Below are 20,737 nucleotides of genomic sequence, written 5' to 3' on the forward strand. Positions count from 1 at the left end.
GAATGTTGGAAGAAGCATTTACCTATACTTCCCCTGTATTATTCATACTCCGTATATTTCAGATTTTTCCCACGGGCCAGTTCAGCCGGATATTTTGTCCGGTTTTTTTCGATTTTTCTGAGCAGGGCCTGTTCCAGATCAATCCCGTTCTTCTGCGCGAAACGCAGCAGAAAAAAGAAAACATCTGCGGTCTCATCCTCGATGCGCTCCCGTGTCTTCGGCTTCCCGAACATATCCCGCATCTGCTCCTCAGACTGAAACCGGAACAGCTCCAACAGCTCATTTGCCTCTGTCGATAATCCGATCGCCAGTTCCTTCGGATTGTGAAATTGATCCCATTCCCGCTCCTCACAGAAATTTTTCACCAGCTCTTGCAGTCGTTCTATATCTTTCATTTTCACCCTCCTATTGTCCATATAGCACCTCGTTCCGGAAACTATCCACCGGTGTGAGCGGCGTAAGCAGCACTTTTTCTTATTGGATAAAAAAGAAGGGTTCCAAAAACCGTATAGCAGCTTTTGGAACTCCCTTACTTACAGCAGATTCACTCCGCGTGATTTCGCATATTCCCAGATATCATCCGGCCAGATCGAGGACTGTACTTCTCCGATATGTGCCTTGCGCAGGTAAAACATGCAGATTCTGGACTGTCCGATCCCCCCGCCTACCGTATAAGGCAGTTCGTGGTTCAGCAATGCTTTCTGGAACGGGAGCGCGGCACGGTCCATGCAGCCTGCCTCTTCCAGCTGGGAGAGCAAGGTTTCCTCATCCACCCGGATTCCCATGGAAGACAATTCCAGCGCGATATCCAACACTGGGTAGTACACAATAATATCCCCGTTTAACTTCCAGTCATCATAATCAGGCGCTCTTCCGTCGTGCTTCTCCCCGGACTTCAGCCGTCCGCCGATCTGCATGATAAATACTGCGCCAAACTCCTTCGCTGCATTGTATTCTCTCTCTTTCGCCGTGCAGTCCGGATACCGGTCCTCCAACTCCTGGGAGGTAACGAACGTGATCTCCTCCGGCAGGAAGCATTCCACATAGCTGTAACGGTTTGCAATATATTTTTCCGTAACGCGCAGCGCTTCGTACACCGACTTTACCACATCCTGAAGCGTTTCCGCCGTGCGGTCACTTTTATCGATAATCTTTTCCCAATCCCACTGGTCCACGAAAATCGAATGAATATTGTCTGTCTCCTCATCCCGGCGGATGGCATTCATATCTGTATAAAGTCCTTCCCCCATCTGGAAACCGTAGCGCTTCAGCGCCAGGCGTTTCCACTTGGCCAGGGAATGGACGATCTCTGCCTCGGCATCCCCCCGCTCCTTAATTCCAAACTTCACGGGACGCTCCACTCCGTTTAAATTATCATTCAATCCAGATTCCGGCAGTACAAACAACGGTGCCGATACCCGGCGAAGATTCAGCTGTGTCGCCAGCTCCCGCTGAAAGAAATCCTTCACCCTCTTAATCGCGATCTCTGTCGCCTTAATATCTAAAAGCGGCTGGTACCCCTCCGGTATTACTATCTTACTCATCCTCAAAAATCCTCTCTATTATAGTTCGCAGTTATTTACGGTTCTGGGGAACGGGATTACGTCCCGGATATTGCCCATTCCGGTGATATACATCACACATCTTTCAAATCCCAATCCAAAGCCGGCATGTCTGGCTGATCCATATTTACGCAGATCCAGATAGAAATCATAATCCTCTTTATTCAGGCCCAATTCTTCCATTCTGCCCACCAGTTTTCCGTAGTCATCCTCTCTCTGGCTTCCGCCGATGATCTCACCGATCCCCGGTACCAGACAGTCCATAGCGGCCACTGTCTTCTGGTCGTCATTCAGTTTCATATAGAAAGCCTTAATCTCCTTAGGATAATCCGTGACGAATACCGGACGGCCGAACTCCTTCTCCGTCAGGAAACGCTCATGCTCCGTCTGGAGGTCGCAGCCCCAGGACACTTTATATTCGAACTCTTCATTATGCTTTTCCAATATTTCCACAGCTTCTGTATAGGTCACATGGGCAAAATCTGAGGATGCCACATGCTGCAGGCGTTCCAGCAGCCCTTTGTCCACGAACTGGTTGAAAAAGGCCATCTCTTCCGGTGCATGTTCCAGCACATAATTGATCACGTACTTCAGCATACTTTCCGCCAGAATCATATCATCCTGGAGATCGGCAAAAGCCATCTCCGGCTCGATCATCCAAAACTCCGCCGCATGTCTCGTCGTGTTGGAATTCTCCGCCCGGAACGTAGGCCCGAAGGTATAAATGTTCTTAAATGCCATCGCATAGGTCTCCCCGTTCAGCTGTCCGCTGACCGTCAGATTCGTGGGCTTTCCGAAGAAGTCATCCTTAAAATCAACGCTTCCGTCCTCCGTATGAGGCACATGATCCAGATCCAGAGTGGTAACCTGGAACATCTCGCCTGCCCCCTCACAGTCACTGCCGGTAATCAGGGGTGTATGCACATAGACAAAATCCCGCTCCTGGAAAAATTTGTGAATCGCATAAGCAATCAAAGACCTGACCCGGAACACCGCCTGGAATGTATTCGTCCGGGGTCTCAAATGTGAAATAGTCCTCAAATATTCAAAAGAATGGCGTTTCTTCTGAAGCGGATAATCCGGTGCGGAATTCCCCTCCACACATACTTCGCCGGCCTGTATCTCAAACGGCTGCTTCGCCTGGGGCGTAGCTGTGAGAATTCCTTTCACAATAACCGCAGCCCCTACATTCAGCTTGGAGATCTCCGCGAAATTCTTAAGCGAATCCCCATATACTACCTGCAGAGGTTCAAAAAACGTACCGTCATTTATCACCAGGAACCCGAAAGTCTTGGAATCTCTTTTGCTTCTGAGCCATCCTCCAACCGTCACTTCTTTCCCAATATATTCAGATTCATTCCTGAATAGTTCTTTAATATTCACTAATTCCATCACTAAACTCCTTTTCCCTGTATTTTCCACCATAAATTGAATTATATAATAGACCCTGCAATAATTCAAGGTGGAAGTTATAGAATAGGGGAACAGAAGTTATAGAAATAGGGAAAGAGGGCTGCTGTCATCCGGCCCCATGCACATCATAGTAAAACGCGTATTGTTGAAGAACACCAGCGAAGCCCCGATAGCGGTTCAGAGGGAAACCGGAAGGGTAGTGGGTCAAAACGACCTTACGGATATGGGTGTCCACGGGAAAGGCGTCGATGTGATGCAGGGCAAACAGGCAGACACACTCCGCCACCTTGACGCCAACTCCATAGAACTTCATAAGTTCCTCTTTGGCATCCTCGTACTTCAGATTCTGTATGGCAGACAGGTCTACCGCTCCTTCCTCTACCATTCTGGCAGTCTTGAGGATGTATTTGCTCCGGTATCCCAGGTTACAGCCGCAAAGAGCGTCATCCTGCAGACGCCCGAGAACAGAAGGGGCTGGAAAAGTGCAGTAGGATTCACCCCGGAAATTTTCTTTTCGTTCCCCGAACTGGGTACACAGGGACTCCACACACTTTTTGATTCTGGGGATATTATTTTGCTGGGAAATGATAAATGTAATCAGGGTCTCCCAGAGCTCCTGGCGCAGGATGCGGATTCCGCCCCCAAACTCTATGGCCGTGCGCATATATTCGTCTGCAGGATCGACGCATGCCTTCATTCCGGCATAGTCGGTGTCCAGGTCAAAATAGCGCCGCCATATGTGATCGAATTCCTGCTCGCCGCAGGAAAAGGTGATGTCTCCGCCCTGCTGGCTTATTTCAAGATAACGGCCCCCCGCGATTAACGAGAAGGAGCCGTCTTGTCTTTCGTTTAACCGGAAACATTGTCCGGATTCTGCTGTCTGCCGGATATCAAAATCCGGTATGGTTTTTGTAATCATTGATTTGTCCCGCCTAAAACTTCCTGATTGTCTTTACTTCCTGGAGGGCTGCCAGAATGCTGTCCAGATCCATGCCCGAGGCCGCACAGATCGTGGCCTGTACTGCGCCTTCTACCAGCGGGCAGTCGGCCATCCGTATCTTCCTGCCTTCCATGGCTTCTATGACCATCTCCGTAGTCATAACCGCGCTGCCCAGATCCATCAGAATAAGGACGCCATCGTTGGAATAAACGGATTCGACTGCTGCATGTATTTTTTCAAAACTGGTCCCGAAGGAACCATCCCCGAGGCCGCCGGCGCACGCTACTTTAGCGTCTGGCGCCATTACCGCGGTGAATTCGGCGATGCTGTCAGCCAGATGGCAGCTGTGGGATACGATTACTACTCCAACCATGTTCTTTCTCCTCTACAAACTTTCTCTAAAGCATACTTCTCCTAAAGCCTTAACATACTTCTCCAAAGCCTTTTTTCTCCAAAGCTTGCTTACCTTTAAAACATAGATGCGATGGTTTCCAGCATATAAGCAAAGGAAGTAGCTCCGGGGTCCTGATGGCCCACGCTTCGCTCACCCAGATAACTGGCTCTGCCCTTGGTGGCTATCATATCTTTCGTTCCTTCCACACCATCCCACGCCGCTTTTACGCCTGCTTCCAGAACCGCCTGGATCTGCGCGTTTCCTGCTGCTTTTGCCTCCATGGCGTCCATGGCCGGCAGCATCGAATCCAGCATGGTCTTTTCTCCTGCGCCGGCTCTGCCGCGCATCTGGACTGCTTCCACTCCCGTCCGCATGGCCTCCAGAAAATCAGACAGATCCATGTCCTCTTTTCCCGCCATCGCCGCACCGGCTTTCATGAACGCGGACCCGTACAAGGGGCCTGAGGCACCTCCCACTGTGGAAACCAGCGTCATGCCCACTGTCTTTAATATGCTTCCGATATCTTTATCGGCCAGGGCCGGCAGCTTCTTCCCCACTGCTTCGAATCCCCGGGCCATGTTTATCCCGTGATCACTGTCACCGATCGCGGCGTCCAGCCGGGTGAGATACTCTTTCTCTTCTGTCATCTTATATCCGATCTGCATAATAACAGCAGTCAGTTTTTTCCCGTCAACCATGTGTTTTGCCTCCTATCTCCTTCCAAGCAGGCGTATCTGCCTTAGAATCCAAAAGTTCTTTCATCTGGTCATCCAGTTTCAACAAGGATATGGAAAAACCCTGCATTTCTATGGATGTCATGTATTCTCCCACGTAGGTGCGATATACACGGATTCCCTTTTCCTTCAGGACATCCGCCACATGGTTATATATAATATACAGTTCCATCAGGGGTGTAGCGCCGGCGCCGTTGATCATCACAGCCACTTCGGAGCCGGTGTAGTCAATGTCCGCCAGGATCTGATCCAGCAGCAGGTCCGCGGTATCATCCGCAGTCCTTATCTCATCCCTGTGGGTCCCGGGCTCTCCATGGATACCGATGCCGACTTCCATCTCATTTTCCGAGAGTGTAAATCCCGGATTACCGGCCGCTGGTACCGTACAGGGCGCGATCGCCGCCCCCATGGTCCTGACATTGTCTATCACCTTTAAGGCTGCTGCTTTTACCTCCGGCAGAGCGGCTCCTTGTTCCGCCAAAGCCCCGGCGATCTTATGTACGAATACGGTTCCGGCTACCCCCCGGCGGCCCACCGTATACAGGCTGTCCTTTACCGCCACGTCATCATTGGTGATCACATGATCCACCTGGATTCCTTCCATTTGGGCCATCTCCTCGCCCATCTCGAAGTTCATGACATCCCCGGTATAGTTTTTGACGACCAGCAGCACGCCCGCTTCTGTAGCCACTTCCTTTATTGCCTCATAGATCTGGTCCGGCGTCGGCGATGTAAACACTGCTCCCGCCACCGCGGCATCCAGCATGCCCTCACCCACATAACCTCCGTGTGCCGGTTCGTGGCCGCTGCCGCCGCCGCTGACCAATGCGACTTTTCCCTCTTTTTTTGCCGCGCGGACCACCACATTGCCGCAGTCCAGTTTTTTCAGATATTGTGGATAAGCCTTCACCATCCCCTGAATCATCTGCTCTTCCACAAGATCTGCATCATTGATGAATTTCTTCATGATTTTGATCCCTCCATAATACATCTTGCCTTTTCCCCATAAATTCCTGTTTCACCCACGAAACCCTGCGCCTGCGTCATGCCGTGTAAGCGGCCTCTCCCTGTCCGCAGCCGCACATCCCTCCGTCAGACTGCGTCCTGGCTTTTGGACGGCCTACCGGAAAGCTTTTTATACGCCAGAAATATATTTCCGGTGAATAAAAAAAGAAAAGGGCCTTACACTAAGCAGTCTCACTTATTTTGTCGGGGCCCCTTACGGCACTTGGCCGTGCTGATTTTATTTTACTATAATCATTTTATGAATTCAATTAAGTTTTTTTGAACGAATCGTGAACACTTTAGCTCGCCGGATTCTCTCAGATGGGCACAGCCTGCTGCATCAATACCTGTTCGGCCTCCTCGCACCACAGCATATCATTTGCTTTCACGATTTCATCCAACCGCCGGAACATGGGATCTGACTTCCCTAACGCTTCAAAATCTGTAAGAGCGGTCAGGGGCAGGCGGATCTGGTTATAGATCAGTTTCTTCCCTCCGGGTATGGAAGGCAGATTCAGGGTGGTATCCGCCACAGCGTCAAGTCCTCCGATATGGGTGATCATTACTTCCGGGTGTAGCTGGCCTGCGCTCATCATTTCCACGCAGTGCTTCATGGAATGAAGGGTCCCGCCAGTAACCCCTACCGTGTGGGTTCCCGCATAGTGGACATTATACAGGTTGATCTTTGCCTTCAGGTTCTGGTCCGTCGGGCCTGCGAAGAACATGTGGCATCCGTCATTGGCCAGTATCTGATCCGCCAGTTCGGCTACCGAAGCTACCGGGGTCATGTTAAAGACGTCCTGATATCCTTCCGGTGATAATCGAATCAGCTCCGCATAAGTATCTGAACGTGCAGAATTCAGGAATTCCAGCTGCACTCCCTGCCTCGCTGCCTTCTCCTTCGTAAATATATTCAAAGCCCGGGCGATTCTCTCTTCATTGACATCCGTCACAACCACCAGCCGTGGATGGTTTTCACAGTGCAGCGCGTAATCGATACAGCCAAGTCCCATTGGACCGCAGCCGCCCAGTATCGCCATAGCCCCGCCCGGACTGATCCCCATCCGATGCTCCCTTGTCTCCGGATCCACGTGATAACAGCCGTCGAAACCGGCTCCGATACAGCCCATGGGTTCCGCCATGCAGCCCCGGAAATAAGAAGAACCTTCATATTTTATAATGCAGTCCCGCTCCATCACGATATTCGGAATCAGAATATGAGTGGCGTCGCCCCCTACATAGGGAAATGAAAATCCAGGGGCGGCCAGAGATCCTTTTACATTAAGGGAAGTCTGCATCACAAACCGCTGGCCGATCTGATATTTATCCTTCCATTTCTCTCCGATCCCCGTAATGACACCGCAGAACTCATGGCCGATCAGAATCGGATTCCGGTCGATATCATCCGGTACCCGCTTGTTTTCCTTTCCCATAATCGCCACTTTATAGGTGGACATACAGATACTGTCCGTATAGATCGTGGCTGTCATCTCATCCTCGCCCATCGGGGGCAGTTCAAATTCCTCCAGCCTTAAATCTTTCACTCCATAGATTCGTACACCTTTTGTCCGCATGTACCTGCTCTCCTTCCTCTTTCCCACATCTGCTTGCTCCATCCCGTGCAGCCGTTTTCACGGTCCCTTACGGTTCAAAAGGCATCTTCGCATGCCGCCTTACATAGACCTCATCAATCACCGAATTATTTCTGTGAGCAAGAATAAATACAATGATCTCCGCGATCTCCTCCGGCTTACAGTAAGCATCGCCATTCAAATCCGGCCGGGTGATACGGATCATGCCGGTATCCACCCCTGTCGGAGCGATCGTATGGACCCGGATTCCCGTCTCATACAGTTCCATGGTCAGAATCTCCATCAGGGCCCGCTGTGCGTGTTTGGAAGCCGAATAACAGGCCTGCCCCACATAGGGATACATCCCCGATGAGGAACAGATCGTAATGATATCGCCTGCCCCGGAATCCTTCAGCATCGGTACCGCCGCCTGGGCCATGGCCAGCGGCGCGTAAGCGTTGATCTCGAAGTGCTTCATCAGTTCCGCCTTCGTCACATCCAGAATAGGCTTTCTCGATGCGATTCCCGCATTATTAATCAGAATATCCAGCCGTCCGAACCGCTCTGCGCAATATGCCACGATTTTCTCAGGGGCACCCTCCTGCAGCAGGTCCGCCGCAAAATAAGCGCAATTCTCCCCCAGCTCTTCTGCCGTTTTGGCTAAAACATCCTCTTCCAACCCGGTAAGCAGCAGCCCGGCGCCTTCCCCGATCAGCATCCTGGCAACGGGTATCCCGATTCCGCCGGTTGCACCGGTCAATAAGATCACTTTGTTCTCCAGTTGTTTCATATATTTCCTCCAATGAATTTACTACTTTAAATATAGCACAGGAAACTCTTTCCGGAGCAGAGAAATCTCCCGAAACGCCGGTGGAGGATTTGGGAATTTTCCCAATAGGATTTCCCGGCGGACAGCTCCGCTGATCCCGGAGGCTTCTGACCCCTGAGCACTCATTCCTTGCAAAATCCTCCGGCATACTCTATCATAGAATATACACCATTCACGAAATGTATAGGAGGAAACACATGCTTCCTGATAATATAGACCTGATTACCCGAGTTTTGACGGAGTATTATGAAATGGGGTTAACCCAGTCTGAGATCAGTTATAAGGAACATATATCCAAGTCCTCGGTCAGCCGGATTATTCAGAAGGCGAAGGAGGACCATTATGTAACCTTTCAGCTGAATCTGCCCTGTGAGTCTTTGTATGAACTGGAGGAGGAATTTAAAGAATGTTTTTCTCTTCCCATTGTTCATATCATCCCCAGTGCGGTGGAGGACTTAAATCTTCGGTTTCAGAATACGACGAAGGCCTTGTGCAGTTATCTGAATGAACTGATCGCAGATGATGATATCATCGGTGTTTCCTGGGGAAGCACGATGGAACAGCTGTCACGGAATCTCATTCCCTGTAAGCCTCCCAGGCATAATCTGCAGGTGGTACAGTTATGCGGTTCCCTGGCGAAAAATTTCCAGTCCTCCAAATCCTATACGATCGTCGAAAACTTTGCCAATAATTACCTGTGTACCTCATATATGCTGCCGGCGCCTGCCATCGTGGATACCGTACCGATCGCCCAGGCTCTTTGCTCTGATTCGCAGATCCGGGAAGTGCTGGACGCCTCCGTGAAAGCGCGGATCGCCGTGTTCGGAATCGGCGCGCTCTCCACACGATCTGTCATACTGGAGAGCGGGACCCTTTCCCCGGCTCAGTATGAATATCTGTCCCGTCATAGCGCGGTATGCGATGTCCTGTTCCATTTCCTGGATATCGAAGGCAATATCGTGAGCGAGGAACTGGATCAGCGCACCATCGGAATCCGTCTGGATGACTTGCGCAGGAAAGAATACCGGATCGCGGTCGCGGTGGGGGAATGGAAGGCAAAAGCTGTCATTTCCGCTTTACATGCGGGGATCATCAATATATTGTTTGTGGATGAACGTACAGCAAGGAAAACACTGGAAGAGTATCACCGGTGTTTTCCCTAATGGCGTATATCAGATTTCAATCTTAAATCCGTTTTTACCTCTTACATCGCCATCTCTGAACTGCTCTCTGAGGGTTTGGGCATTCTTCCAGATCTCTCATCTAAATGAAAGCTGCCCCGGTTATTATGGGCGAAAGTCTGTTTTCCCAACAGACTTACTCCCATAATAACCAGGGCAGCTTTCATTTAGATTTCTCCGGAATCCAGCTTTAAGTATAAAAACAGGGGGATTCCCCTCCCGGACAGGCAGGCATAAACCGGGCCGGTCCTCAGAACTTCTGATACCTCCGGATCATAGAAACGCACTTCTTAGTCTCCTCCAGGCTGTCCCTCTCCGGATGAATATCAGGAATCCATCCCTCATACTCCACGCAAAGGTAATGGTCGATGGCGCTTTGATTAATCGCGTCCATCATCTCCGGAATCGGGAAATGCGGTTCCTCCCCATGTTCGTCCATGGACAGCAGTTTAAAGTGGATATAGGGTGAGTACGGCATACATTCCCGGAACAGATCCATAGACGCCGGGGTCGGTATCCCCGCGCTTGGATCTTCACAGTGAGGCCCCAGAGGCAGATCCGGGGTATCGAATCTCCAAGCTTCCAGATCCGGACACACTGTGTAATATTTGCTGTTAAAATATTTCGCCATCTCCAGACATAGTTCCGGAGTCTTCTCACGGGCGCATTCATGGGCAATGGGCATATTATATTTTTCCGCGAAGGGCAGCAGCTGTTCAAAATAGTGGATCAATTCCTCTTTGGTCTGCTCATAAGTCTTTTCCCTTGTATTCAGAAGCATAGGAATGCAGATGAATTTCGATCCCATTTCCGCCGCGATGATGATATTTTTCTTATATACCTCCAGCACATGTGCCTCATTGCTGGCTTTGATCGCATTGCCCACTTCCGTGCAGAACCAGGTAGCGCCCAACTCCAGGTGTTTGGATTCCGCGAATCTGCGAAGCTCTCTTAGTTTTACCAGATCCGGCTGCGGATGGCAGGGGATATATTCTTCACAGATGTCGATTCCCTCCGCTCCCATATCCGCGACCATGCAAATGATATCCTCGATGGCGGCGCCCTGTGTAAAGGACAGCTGCTGCAGGCTCCAGGAACTTACTCCGATTGTGCTTTTCATTGTGCATCCTCCTCACATACTTCCAGACAGCCATCCACGAATTCCACCCGGAACGGCCACTGGCATTTTAGATCCAGAACCTGAGTATCTTCCAGCATACTCATGGTAAATGTGCATTTGACATGATGTTTCCCGCCGCTTACTTCTTTCCCGGGGTCAAAATACACCTGGGCCTCTTCACAGAGGTTCCAGAACACCTCACTGATGGTGTACATTTTGGAAGCGGCAAACCACTGTCCCCTCAGGACAAAATAGATGTTTTTCTCTTCCACGGCTTCGCCGTCCAGCTCGATTTCCAGTTTTTTGATCCAGCCGATGGGATGGACCGCGTGCAGGAATTGATTCTTAACTCCGATGCGGTAATAGGTTTCTTTTGTCTGCGTATTCGTACATTTTACGATCTTCTCGGACAGCATGCCGTCCTTAAATGTGTATGATGTTCCTGCTGGCATATTTACATCTCCTCTTTTTGATTTAGTTTTCCCTTTAAGCCCACCACATAGCGCCGGCCTGATCCCGGATCAGGATATTCTGCAGAAAAGATACCGCTTTCTCCACGCCCTCCTGAACCGACATCAGCGCATCCTCATGTTCAATGCTGATCACGTCATCATATCCGATGGTCTTCAGGGCGGATATAATATCTCTCCACACAGTCTCATCGTGCCCATAGCCAACCGTACGGAATACCCAGGACCGGTGCTCGATATCCCCGTAGTGTTTGGTGTCCAGGATACCGAATTTGTCCACATTCCTGGGATCGATCCGGCAGTCTTTGGCATGGACATAATAGATCGCGTCCTTCAGCTCATAGATGGCCGATATAGCATCCGTCCCCTGCCAAAAGAGATGGCTCGGATCAAAGTTGGCGCCGATGGCAGGTCCCGCGGCATCCCGAAGCCGCAGCATGGTTTCCGCGTTATAGACACAGAAGCCCGGATGCATCTCGATCGCCACACGGACACCCGCGTCTTTTGCCAGCTTTGCGGCTTTTTCCCAATAGGGGATCAGGCAGTCATTCCACTGATAATCCAGAATTTCCCCATAGACAGGCGGCCAGGAGCAGGTCACCCAGTTGGGCTTACCCGCGCCCGGGTCGCTGCCGGGGCACCCGGAGAAGGTCACCAATGTATTTACCCCCAGAAGTTCCGCGGCTTTCAGCGTATCCAGATAATTCTGGTGATCATGCCTGGCCACTTCCGGGTCCGGATGCACCGGATTCCCGTGACAGCTCAGAGCGGATATCGACATCCCGTAGGATTCGACCAGCGCTTTTAAATCCTTTGCCTTTTGCGGATTTTCGATTAATTCTTTCACTTTACAGTGAGAATCGTCCGTAAAGCAGCCCGCTCCCAGTTCAATGGCCTGTATGCCCAGTGTTTTCAGATATTTCAACGTTTCCTCCAGGGGCATTCCCGAAAAAGGAACGGTCAATATTCCAAGTTTCATGTTCTCATCTCCTAACACTTCCAATTATTGCGGAGCCATCGTCTTGTGCCGATGGTTCCATTGCCGGTTCTTAGCAGGTAAAGAGTCTTGAAAATGCAACCCTTTTCTACAGGCTGATCCAACAATTTTCTTTCTCACTTTTCAAACAGGCCTCCACGATTCTCATCACATAGGCGGCGTCTTCAAATGTGGCATACTCCTGATCCGGCTCCGCGCAGGTTCCGTTTCTTACCGCCTGGTAGAACAGTCTCATGCTGTTATACAGCGCGTCCGACCAGCCTGCCGGATGGCCTCCGGGAAGTGTCGCGTAAAAGTTCGCATCATTTGTCATTTCCCCGGATGCCGCATAAGACTTCGTTTCTCCATGCTCCCGGTCCCCGATGATCAGATGATCCGGTTCCTCCTGGTCCCAGCGCAATGAGCACTTCGCGCAGTCCACACTGATCTTCAGCGCGTTCTTGTATCCGCCGCTGACCTGGGATAGCACCAGATTTCCGTAAGTACCGTCCGCGAACTGCACAAGAATCATACCTGCGTCCTCCGTATCCACCGGAACCGGTTCAAAGGCTGCCTGCTCATCCGCTTTCCCAAATGTCCCGATTTCCCCGGCAGACTTTAGCCGGACGGGGTAGACGGTCAGAAGCTTCGCATACACCGCCTTGATTTTTTGATCCAGAATGACCTGGGCGGTATCGAACCAGTGGGAACCGATATCGGCTACCGTCCGGGATGCGCCGCCTTTGGCGGAGTCCAGCCGCCAGTTATAGTCATTCTCATACATCAGCCAGTCCTGCAGATAGGCTCCGTGTACCAGCAGGGGTTTCCCCGTCCTGCCTTCCCGTATCCTGGCCCGCATTTCCCGTACGATGGCGTTGCTGCGGTAATTAAAGTTGACTGCGTTGGGGACGCGGCGCTTTTCCAGGAGTCTGCACAGCTCCTGCGCTTCCTGCAGGGAGGCTGCCAGCGGTTTTTCGGAATAGATACCGATTCCATGTTCAATCGCGTAGCTGTTCACAGCAAAATGTTCATGATTCGGTGTACAGTTATGTAAAATATCCGGTTTCAGAGTCCCGCACATTTCCCGGTAATCGGAAAAAGCATATGGGATTCCCAGACTTTCGGCTTTCTGTGACAGATCTTTCGCATAGGGATCTGCGATACCGATCACTTCAACTCCCGGAATTCTGTGCAGCGCATCGGCATGTTTTTGCCCCATCATACCGGAAGCCACGATGCCAACTTTTACTTTATTCATTCTTATCCCCTTCTTCAGCGGTATTTTTACCGGCCTCTTCCGCCTCTTTCAAAGACTTCTTCTGAATAAATTTCGCATAAACGCCGTTACTCATACGGTCTATAACCAGGGCCAGCAGAATCAACGCACCTTTTGCCACTACCTGGTAGTTGGAATTGATTCCCATCAGGTTCATACCGTTTGTAATCATACCTACGATGATACAGCCGAACACGGTGCCGACGATGTTCATGTTCCCGCCGCTCATGGCGGTCCCGCCGATTACCACGGCTGCGATGACATCCATTTCCATATCTTTTCCGGCCGCGATCTGCGCGGAAGCGGAACGCGCGGTGGTGACCACCGCTGCGATGGAAGAACAGATTCCTGTTACAATATATACGCCCATACGCACCAGTTTAATATTGACGCCGCAGGCCCTGGTGGCAGACGCGTTCCCGCCCATAGCGATTACGTGCCGGCCGAACGTGGAGTAGTTGGCTATTATATAGGAAATGATAATGACAACAACCATAATGATAACCGGAATCGGCACCGGCCCCAGATATCCCTGTCCGATATTGACAAAAGATGCCGGCAGTGAGGAGATCGGAACCATACCGGTAATGATATAGACCATACCACGGAACAGCGACTGGGTCGCCAGAGTTACGATAAAGGGCGGTATATCTAACGCGGAGATGATGCAGGCATTGGCAATACCAAACGCAGCGCCTGCGGCCAGCGCGACCAGGATCGCCAGCCAGACCGGCCAGTTGGCTTCCATCATCAGTTTTGCCATTATTACGCCGTTCAGACCCAGGATCGCGCCCACCGACAGGTCGATCTCACCCAGGCCCAGGACAAAGGTAAAGCCCATAGCCAGGATCGTGCTGGCGCATACCTGACGCAGTACGTTGAACAGGTTATCCGTGGTGAAGAATATCGGCTGGATCAGCCCGATCACACATGCCATCAATATCATAATTAAGGCGGCTTTATTCCTGAGTAACACCTTATTGATCACAAACTCTAATTTACTTGAATTTTTCATAGTCAGTCCCCTTTTCAATCATTCTGAACGCCGAACGCGTAAGAAATCAGTTTTTCCTGTGTTGCATCCTGATGATCACAGCTGTAGACAATACGCCCTTCCCGTACCACATGGATCCGGTCACTTAAGGCCAGCAGCTCGGGCATCTCTGAAGAGACCAGTAAGATCGCCATGCCCTGCTGCGCCAGTTTCGAGATCAGGCGGTAGATTTCGGCTTTGGAACCCACATCGATCCCTCTGGTCGGCTCATCCAGGATTAAAACCTCCGGCTGTGTCGACAGCCATCTGGCGAAGATTACTTTCTGCTGATTTCCTCCGCTCAACTGTCCGATTAATTCATTTGAGGAGCTATATTTCACTTCAAAATCCGTCGCTGATTTTTCAAAGAAGTCCTGTTCTTTTTTATGGGAATATAAACTGCATTTATTGGCCAGTTCCTTCATGGCCACAATTGTCGTATTCTGCATCACCGACAGCGTATAGATAGACCCTGTACGCAGCCGGTCCTCGGTTACCATGCCGATCTTATTTGCCACCGCATCAGCAGGATTCTTATTTTCGATCTTATTGCCTTTGAAGAGGATTTCACCGGAGCCAGGCCTGGTGATACCGAATACCGCCTCCATGATTTCCGTGCGTCCTGCGCCCATAAGGCCGGAAAATCCCAGCACTTCCCCTCTGTGCACTTTGAAATTAATATGTTCGAATACCCCTTCTTTGCAGAGGTCTTTCACTTCCAGAATCACTTCATCTGTCGAATAATTCGCTTTTTCAAATACCCGGTTCTGCTTTCTGCCGACGATCATGGAAATCAGCCGCTCCATAGGCAGATCTTCTGAATTTTCCGTAGCTACGAACGTACCGTCCCTCAAAATAGTCACTCTCTGACAAATCTCATAAATCTCCTCAAGCTTGTGTGAAATAAAGATAATGGCCGTCCCCTCTTTTGCAAGCATACGCACGATCCGGTACAGAAGTTCGATTTCCTTATTCGTCAGCGCCGAGGTCGGCTCGTCCATAATGATGATATCTGAGTGATAAGACACGGCTCTGGCCAGTTCCACCAGCTGCATATTCGCCACACTCAGCTCATTGATTTTTTTCGTGGGATCGATCTGGATGTCCAGGCTCTCCAGGAGCTTTCTAGTCTCATCCACCCGCTTCTTTTTGTTCAGAAGGCCGCAGCTTTTGAACAGCTTTTCTCTCCCAAGCCAGATATTTTCAGACACATCCATCTCAGGCACCAGGCTGATCTCCTGGTGGATCATGGAGATACCGCTTTTCAACGCCTCCGCCGGACTTTTGAAATGTACTTTCTCTCCCCGCAGCATAATTTCACCGGCATCCGCCGAATATAACCCCAGCAGTATCTTCATCAGCGTGGACTTACCCGCCCCGTTTTCTCCGATCAGCGCGTGGATCTCGCCTCGTTTCAGTTCGAACTGTACACCGTTTAACGCGCGGACTCCCGCAAATACCTTTACAATCCCATTCATCCTTAAAATTGTTTCGTCCATATAAGTCTCCTTTATGGTAGGCCCACCGTCAACTGCCGACGCCGGCCGTAATAACCGGAAGCCCGGAATCTCGCTTTGTCCGGGCTTCCGCTATATCTTTTATTCAACAGGACAGTACGGCTGTTGTATCCTGTTATTTCTCGATCGCAAAGGAGCAGGCTGCGTAATCGCCGGCAAGATATGCATCGATATTGGAAGCGTCCACTCTCATAACTGCATCCAGGGTATATGTATTGCCGCCGTCCCAGGTATCGGTAGCCAATTTCACCGCGATATCCATGATCTGATCGTTGTCCGTGATGGAGGCCCCCACATCCAGATCCTGTTTTCCAGCTTTGATCAGTTCCGGGCCGCTGTCCAGGTCGATTCCGGTCAAAACGACTTTGTCCTTAATACCGGCGGATACCAGTGCGTTGGAAGCGCCCAGCGCCATAATGTCATTGGCCGCGCATACGAAGTTGATTTCCGGATAAGCCTGAATCCAGTCTTCCATGATGCCCATGGCCTTCTGGGTATCCCAGTCTCCATAACCTTCCGCTACGATCTCGATGCGCTCCGGCATCTCTTCTGCGAGTTCTTTCATCAGATCACAGCGGATCAGCTGCAGTGTCTGGGAAGCTTTTCCATAGATCAATCCGCATTTCAGATTCACGTCCGGATTCTCATCCAGATAATTTCTGATCCAGTCCTGAACTGCCGCTTTATATGTTTCCTCGTCAGATCCATAGAATACCACGTCTACCAGATCCGAACCCATATCACGGATATCAATAATAGAAGCGCCGGTGTCTTTCATGGTCTGCAGGCAGGGAAGGCTTCCTTCCGAGTCCACACAGGAGAATACGAATACATCCGGTTTGGTAAGAGCAGCTGTTTCTACATTAGATATCTGCTGGTCAACGCTGGCCTGTGCATCGTAATAATTCAATACTACTTCGATGTCATCCCGTTCCGCGTTAATTTCCTCCACTCTCTTCTTGCAGGCCTCCAGCATCAGAGAACGGGTGGCATCCAGTGTGTCGTCACACCATGCGATGTTAATCGTCTGCTTTCCGGAAGCATCTTTGGCCGGTGTCGCTTCCGCTGCGTCACCGCCGGTTTCTGTTTTTGTCTCACCCGTTGAATCGTTGGTTTTCGGAGCGGAAGAATCGCCGCATCCGACAAGACTTAGGGCCATAATGCCCACGAGAACAAGTGCCGTAAGTTTTTTCATTTGATTACCTTCTTTCCCATTTTTTGAAACTTTTTTCACTTATTTTCATGAAATATTTTTTAGTTTCTGAAATATTTATACCATTCATTTCATGAAAAGTCAACAGCATTTCCCAGTTTTTTTGTGTAAACAACGCATTTTTGTCAAGTTGTCCAATTATTTTTTGACATTTTATGCACTTTTACAGTGTAACGTATTTTATTTTTTCATATATTTTCAAAACAAGTCTATACTTTTCCCCTTTGGTATGTTACAATTATTTCATGAAAATTTTATGTAAATGCAAATTTCAAGCGGGGAGAAGGTTAAATGGAAAAACAAAAAATGAAAATAACTGTCCGTGAGGTTGCCGCCCGTGCCGGGGTTTCCACCGCAACCGTCTCACGTGCCTTTAATCATAAGGGTATCGTCAATCCGAAAACATACCAGTGCATCATGGAAGCTGCCACCGCGCTGGATTACAAGCAGGAAGCCGCCGAGGACATCTCTCCTGCCCGGATACCGGTTGTTTCCTATACTAATAGGAACATCCGTAAAAAGGCTGTGGAAAAGCGTCTGCTCATCATTAACATTCCATCCATATCTAATCCATTTTATACGGAAATTATCAATGGAATCCAGTCCTCAGCCCTGAACCACCAATTCGATTTCCTGCTCTATTCCGGGCATATCAAGGAATCGAGCATAGACACATTTTTAGAATTAGTGGATTATGTCAAAGCCCAGGGGGTCATCCTCCTGAATCTGATCTCTGAGGAGCTGTTAGCCCGTATCACTGAACAAATCCCGGTGGTACAGTGCTGCGAGTACACACAGAATGAATTTGCTTCCTCAGTTGGGATCGACGATTTCTCTTCCACCCAGCGCGCGATGGATTATTTCCTGTCCACAGGCAGAAAGAGAATCGGTCTCATCAACGGACCTTTGAGCTACAGATTCTCACAGAACCGCCTTCAGGCCTATTATAAGGCCATGGAAACCGCAGGCATCGAAGTTCAGCCCCAGTGGGTCATCCAACTGCCTGATCTGAGCCCGGATATGGCATTCTCCTCGGTCGTCAAGCTTCTGTCCATGCCGGACGCGCCGGACTGCTTCTTCGCGGTATCCGACGTGCTGGCCGCGGCAGCCATACGGGCCGCTCATTATTGCAGGCTTAAGGTTCCTGAGGATATTCTGGTCATCGGTTTCGATAACACGGATATCTCGCATCTTACCACACCGTCCATTACTACGGTGAACCAGCCCAAATTCCAGCTGGGCTTCCTGGCCTGCGAGCTGCTCTGTGAAAAAATCCGGAATCCGGAATCCGAGGTAAAGCATATGCTGCTCAATACGGAACTGATCCTCAGGGAGTCTACGGCCGTCGGGGCTTTTACGGCCGGGGGATGATGGTGCTTCAGGAAAGAGCCGGGAGCCTGGCTTGTACGCAATGAAAAAGACCATTGAAGGATTTTTAGATAGGGGAATATTTTTCGTGTCTGTGTGACTTAATTACAGAAGCAGCTCCGCTTTATGGATATACTATAGACATAAAGCAAAAAGGAGTATGAGAGCAATGGCAAATTTATTTGGATTATTCAGTAACCGCGAGACGAACACTGGTGTTGAAAATGGCAGCTCTAAAAAAATAACGGTAGATACATACAGATGCCCGCAAAACCACGCCTGCCCGTCAATCAAGGTCTGCCCGGTGGGTGCGCTGTCACAGAAGGGGTTTCATGCACCTGTGGTAGATATGGATCAGTGCATTAAGTGCGGAAAATGTGTTAAATTTTGCCCAATGCGCGCGATTTCATTGAGATAGAAATTATTATAAATGAAGAGATAATGGAGTAAAAGACAATAAGTCAGCCGGGCCTATTCAGCCCGGCTGCTGTTGTGTTTTTCATACACCGCCATTTTATTGGTTTTTGGAGTGAGCGTTAAGGTCGTAAAAAGTAGAATTTTGTACTATACTATCAGTATAGAAAATTGGCAGGATTAACGGCTTGGCATTTTTCTGATTAGGGCTCGCTTTTCGGAGCTGCAAAGGAGGTACAAAACATGAAACTCTTATCTTACGTCCTTCCGATATTGGTTCTTCTCGTCGGATGTACCGTACTAACCGGATGCATGAGCACTCATAACCCGAAGCCAGAAGCCTCTTCACCAATCGAAACGAAAGTTCCTGAAGCAGACTCTCCCGAAACAGATGTTCCAGTATCGGACTCCCCAAACAAAAACCAACTGGAAAATATGGTCCATGACATGTCAATCGGGGAGAAGGTCGGGCAGATGTTTCTGGTCCGCTGCCCGGAAAAAGACCAGCTTGACAGCATTGCTGACTATCATTTGGGCGGATATCTTTTATTTTCCCGCGATTTTAAAGGGAAAACCCGCCAGCAGCTGATGGAAACCGTGGAAAGTTACCAGGATCTTTCCGATATTCATCTTTTCATTGCCGTGGATGAGGAAGGCGGATCAGTGAATCGTCTGAGTAGCAACTCAGCGTTCAGGGAGGAACCGTTCCTATCTCCCCAGGAACTATATAAAAGCGGAGGGTTCGGCCAGATTATCCGGGACACCCGCGAGAAGTCCAGGCTGTTAAAATCACTTGGCATCAATGTAAATATGGCGCCTGTATGCGATGTCTCCACGAACCCGGAAGATTTCATATATGACAGAACCTTCGGGAAAGATGCAGAGGAAACGTCTGAATATGTACAGGATGTCGTGAAAACCATGGCCGAAGAACAGATCGGTTCTGTTTTAAAGCACTTTCCGGGATACGGGGATAACGCCGACACCCACACTGGGATCGCGCATGACAAACGCAGTTATGATACATTTGCTGACAGCGACTGGAAACCGTTCGAAGCGGGCATCGGGGCCGGAGCCAACGCTGTTTTGGTTTCCCACAATATCGTGGAAGCGATCGATTCTGAATATCCGGCTTCCCTGTCTTTGAAAATGCACCAAATCCTGCGTGATGAACTGGATTTTGACGGCGTAATCATGACCGATGATCTGTATATGGACGCAATCAAGGACTATACCGGCGATGATGAGGCGGCTGTGACAGCCGTGTTAGCCGGAAACGACATCCTGTGCTGCACCGATTTTCAGCAGCAGATCCCTGCGGTAGTCCGTGCAGTCGAAGAAGGCGTGATTCCTGAGGCTCAGATAGATGCGTCCGTGCTGCGTATATTGAAATGGAAACAGGCGATCGGTCTTATTCCGAGGTAGTACCTCTGTTCTGCCAAATCCTTGATACTAGACACAGCCGATGAGAGGGGACAGGCACCTTTCGGCAGTAACGCTAAAACTTCGAGCAGCTGCACAGAGAAAGGGGCCTGTCCCCGGACGTAGGTCAGTTCCAGGGAAAAACGCCTGCTTCCCCGGATATGGAACGATCTTAAGCCGACATCCGGGGACAGGCCCCATAGGCGCGAACTTAAGCAAAAAGTCTAGGAAAAATAAAATAAAAAATAAATTCACCCTGCCTCCTCATTTTGTTGTAAAATAGTTTTGCGAAACAAATA

Annotated in this window: 20 protein-coding genes; 4 read left to right on the plus strand and 16 right to left on the minus strand. The window is 49.9% G+C overall.

Annotation, left to right across the window (positions count from 1 at the left end; all coding sequences use genetic code 11):
• Positions 1-38: 38 nt before the first annotated feature.
• The 9 genes from ABC831_RS14430 to ABC831_RS14470 form a co-directional block, all read right to left on the minus strand.
• On the minus strand, positions 39-395 hold the full coding sequence (locus tag ABC831_RS14430) for a nucleotide pyrophosphohydrolase (protein WP_343248806.1): 357 nt from the start codon (positions 393-395) through the stop codon (positions 39-41).
• Positions 396-533: 138 nt separating this feature from the next.
• Positions 534-1,544 carry an aspartate--ammonia ligase gene (asnA, locus tag ABC831_RS14435; protein WP_343248807.1) on the minus strand — a complete coding sequence of 337 codons (1,011 nt, stop codon included), beginning with the start codon at positions 1,542-1,544 and terminating at the stop codon, positions 534-536.
• Between the two features lie 18 nt (positions 1,545-1,562).
• Positions 1,563-2,954, minus strand: a complete 1,392-nt coding sequence (gene asnS, locus ABC831_RS14440; RefSeq protein ID WP_343248808.1) for an asparagine--tRNA ligase — start codon at positions 2,952-2,954, stop codon at positions 1,563-1,565.
• Positions 2,955-3,081: 127 nt separating this feature from the next.
• Complete coding sequence (locus ABC831_RS14445; RefSeq protein WP_343248809.1) at positions 3,082-3,894, minus strand: DNA-3-methyladenine glycosylase family protein; 813 nt, start codon at positions 3,892-3,894, stop codon at positions 3,082-3,084.
• Between the two features lie 13 nt (positions 3,895-3,907).
• Positions 3,908-4,288, minus strand: a complete 381-nt coding sequence (gene dhaM / locus ABC831_RS14450) for a dihydroxyacetone kinase phosphoryl donor subunit DhaM (RefSeq protein ID WP_343248810.1) — start codon at positions 4,286-4,288, stop codon at positions 3,908-3,910.
• A gap of 95 nt (positions 4,289-4,383) precedes the next feature.
• The gene (dhaL, locus tag ABC831_RS14455; RefSeq protein ID WP_343248811.1) at positions 4,384-5,007 is read right to left on the minus strand and encodes a dihydroxyacetone kinase subunit DhaL; all 624 of its coding nucleotides are present in this window, start codon (positions 5,005-5,007) and stop codon (positions 4,384-4,386) included.
• Entirely contained in the window at positions 5,000-6,010 is a 1,011-nt protein-coding gene (gene dhaK, locus ABC831_RS14460) for a dihydroxyacetone kinase subunit DhaK (protein WP_343248812.1), read from the minus strand. The genes dhaL and dhaK overlap by 8 nt, the downstream gene beginning before the upstream one ends.
• A 355-nt stretch (positions 6,011-6,365) precedes the next feature.
• Complete coding sequence (locus ABC831_RS14465; protein ID WP_343248813.1) at positions 6,366-7,622, minus strand: MDR/zinc-dependent alcohol dehydrogenase-like family protein; 1,257 nt, start codon at positions 7,620-7,622, stop codon at positions 6,366-6,368.
• 67 nt (positions 7,623-7,689) lie between these two features.
• The gene (locus tag ABC831_RS14470; protein ID WP_343248814.1) at positions 7,690-8,409 is read right to left on the minus strand and encodes an SDR family oxidoreductase; all 720 of its coding nucleotides are present in this window, start codon (positions 8,407-8,409) and stop codon (positions 7,690-7,692) included.
• A gap of 236 nt (positions 8,410-8,645) precedes the next feature.
• Between ABC831_RS14470 and ABC831_RS14475 the strand changes: the two genes are divergently transcribed.
• Positions 8,646-9,611, plus strand: a complete 966-nt coding sequence (locus ABC831_RS14475; protein ID WP_343248815.1) for a sugar-binding transcriptional regulator — start codon at positions 8,646-8,648, stop codon at positions 9,609-9,611.
• 268 nt (positions 9,612-9,879) lie between these two features.
• On the opposite strand, the gene ABC831_RS14480 is transcribed toward ABC831_RS14475, so the two are convergent.
• The 7 genes from ABC831_RS14480 to ABC831_RS14510 all read right to left on the minus strand — a co-directional run bounded on the left by ABC831_RS14480 (position 9,880) and on the right by ABC831_RS14510 (position 17,216).
• Complete coding sequence (locus ABC831_RS14480) at positions 9,880-10,749, minus strand: sugar phosphate isomerase/epimerase family protein (RefSeq protein ID WP_343248816.1); 870 nt, start codon at positions 10,747-10,749, stop codon at positions 9,880-9,882.
• On the minus strand, positions 10,746-11,201 hold the full coding sequence (locus tag ABC831_RS14485; protein WP_343248817.1) for a C-glycoside deglycosidase beta subunit domain-containing protein: 456 nt from the start codon (positions 11,199-11,201) through the stop codon (positions 10,746-10,748). Before ABC831_RS14485 ends, ABC831_RS14480 begins: the two co-directional genes overlap by 4 nt.
• Before the next feature lie 34 nt (positions 11,202-11,235).
• Positions 11,236-12,198, minus strand: a complete 963-nt coding sequence (locus tag ABC831_RS14490; protein WP_343248818.1) for a sugar phosphate isomerase/epimerase family protein — start codon at positions 12,196-12,198, stop codon at positions 11,236-11,238.
• A 106-nt stretch (positions 12,199-12,304) separates the two neighbouring features.
• The gene (locus tag ABC831_RS14495; RefSeq protein WP_343248819.1) at positions 12,305-13,453 is read right to left on the minus strand and encodes a Gfo/Idh/MocA family protein; all 1,149 of its coding nucleotides are present in this window, start codon (positions 13,451-13,453) and stop codon (positions 12,305-12,307) included.
• Positions 13,446-14,486 (minus strand): ABC transporter permease, encoded by a 1,041-nt coding sequence (locus ABC831_RS14500; RefSeq protein ID WP_343248820.1) that lies wholly within the window; start codon positions 14,484-14,486, stop codon positions 13,446-13,448. The genes ABC831_RS14495 and ABC831_RS14500 overlap by 8 nt, the downstream gene beginning before the upstream one ends.
• 14 nt (positions 14,487-14,500) lie before the next feature.
• Complete coding sequence (locus ABC831_RS14505; protein ID WP_343248821.1) at positions 14,501-16,003, minus strand: sugar ABC transporter ATP-binding protein; 1,503 nt, start codon at positions 16,001-16,003, stop codon at positions 14,501-14,503.
• Between the two features lie 133 nt (positions 16,004-16,136).
• Positions 16,137-17,216 (minus strand): sugar ABC transporter substrate-binding protein, encoded by a 1,080-nt coding sequence (locus tag ABC831_RS14510; RefSeq protein WP_343248822.1) that lies wholly within the window; start codon positions 17,214-17,216, stop codon positions 16,137-16,139.
• A 309-nt stretch (positions 17,217-17,525) separates the two neighbouring features.
• On the opposite strand from ABC831_RS14510, the gene ABC831_RS14515 reads away from it, so the two are divergent.
• The 3 genes from ABC831_RS14515 to ABC831_RS14520 all read left to right on the plus strand — a co-directional run bounded on the left by ABC831_RS14515 (position 17,526) and on the right by ABC831_RS14520 (position 20,441).
• Positions 17,526-18,605, plus strand: a complete 1,080-nt coding sequence (locus tag ABC831_RS14515; RefSeq protein ID WP_343248823.1) for a LacI family DNA-binding transcriptional regulator — start codon at positions 17,526-17,528, stop codon at positions 18,603-18,605.
• A 166-nt stretch (positions 18,606-18,771) separates the two neighbouring features.
• Positions 18,772-19,020: a 4Fe-4S dicluster domain-containing protein gene (locus tag ABC831_RS26540; RefSeq protein WP_425524591.1), complete on the plus strand. Its 249-nt coding sequence runs from the start codon at positions 18,772-18,774 to the stop codon at positions 19,018-19,020.
• Positions 19,021-19,259: 239 nt separating this feature from the next.
• A complete protein-coding gene (locus tag ABC831_RS14520; protein WP_343248824.1) occupies positions 19,260-20,441 on the plus strand; it encodes a glycoside hydrolase family 3 protein in 1,182 nt (393 codons plus the stop codon).
• Positions 20,442-20,737: the final 296 nt, after the last annotated feature.

Origin of the sequence: Diplocloster hominis (assembly GCF_032380655.1) — a bacterium.
Lineage (GTDB): Bacteria > Bacillota > Clostridia > Lachnospirales > Lachnospiraceae > Diplocloster > Diplocloster hominis.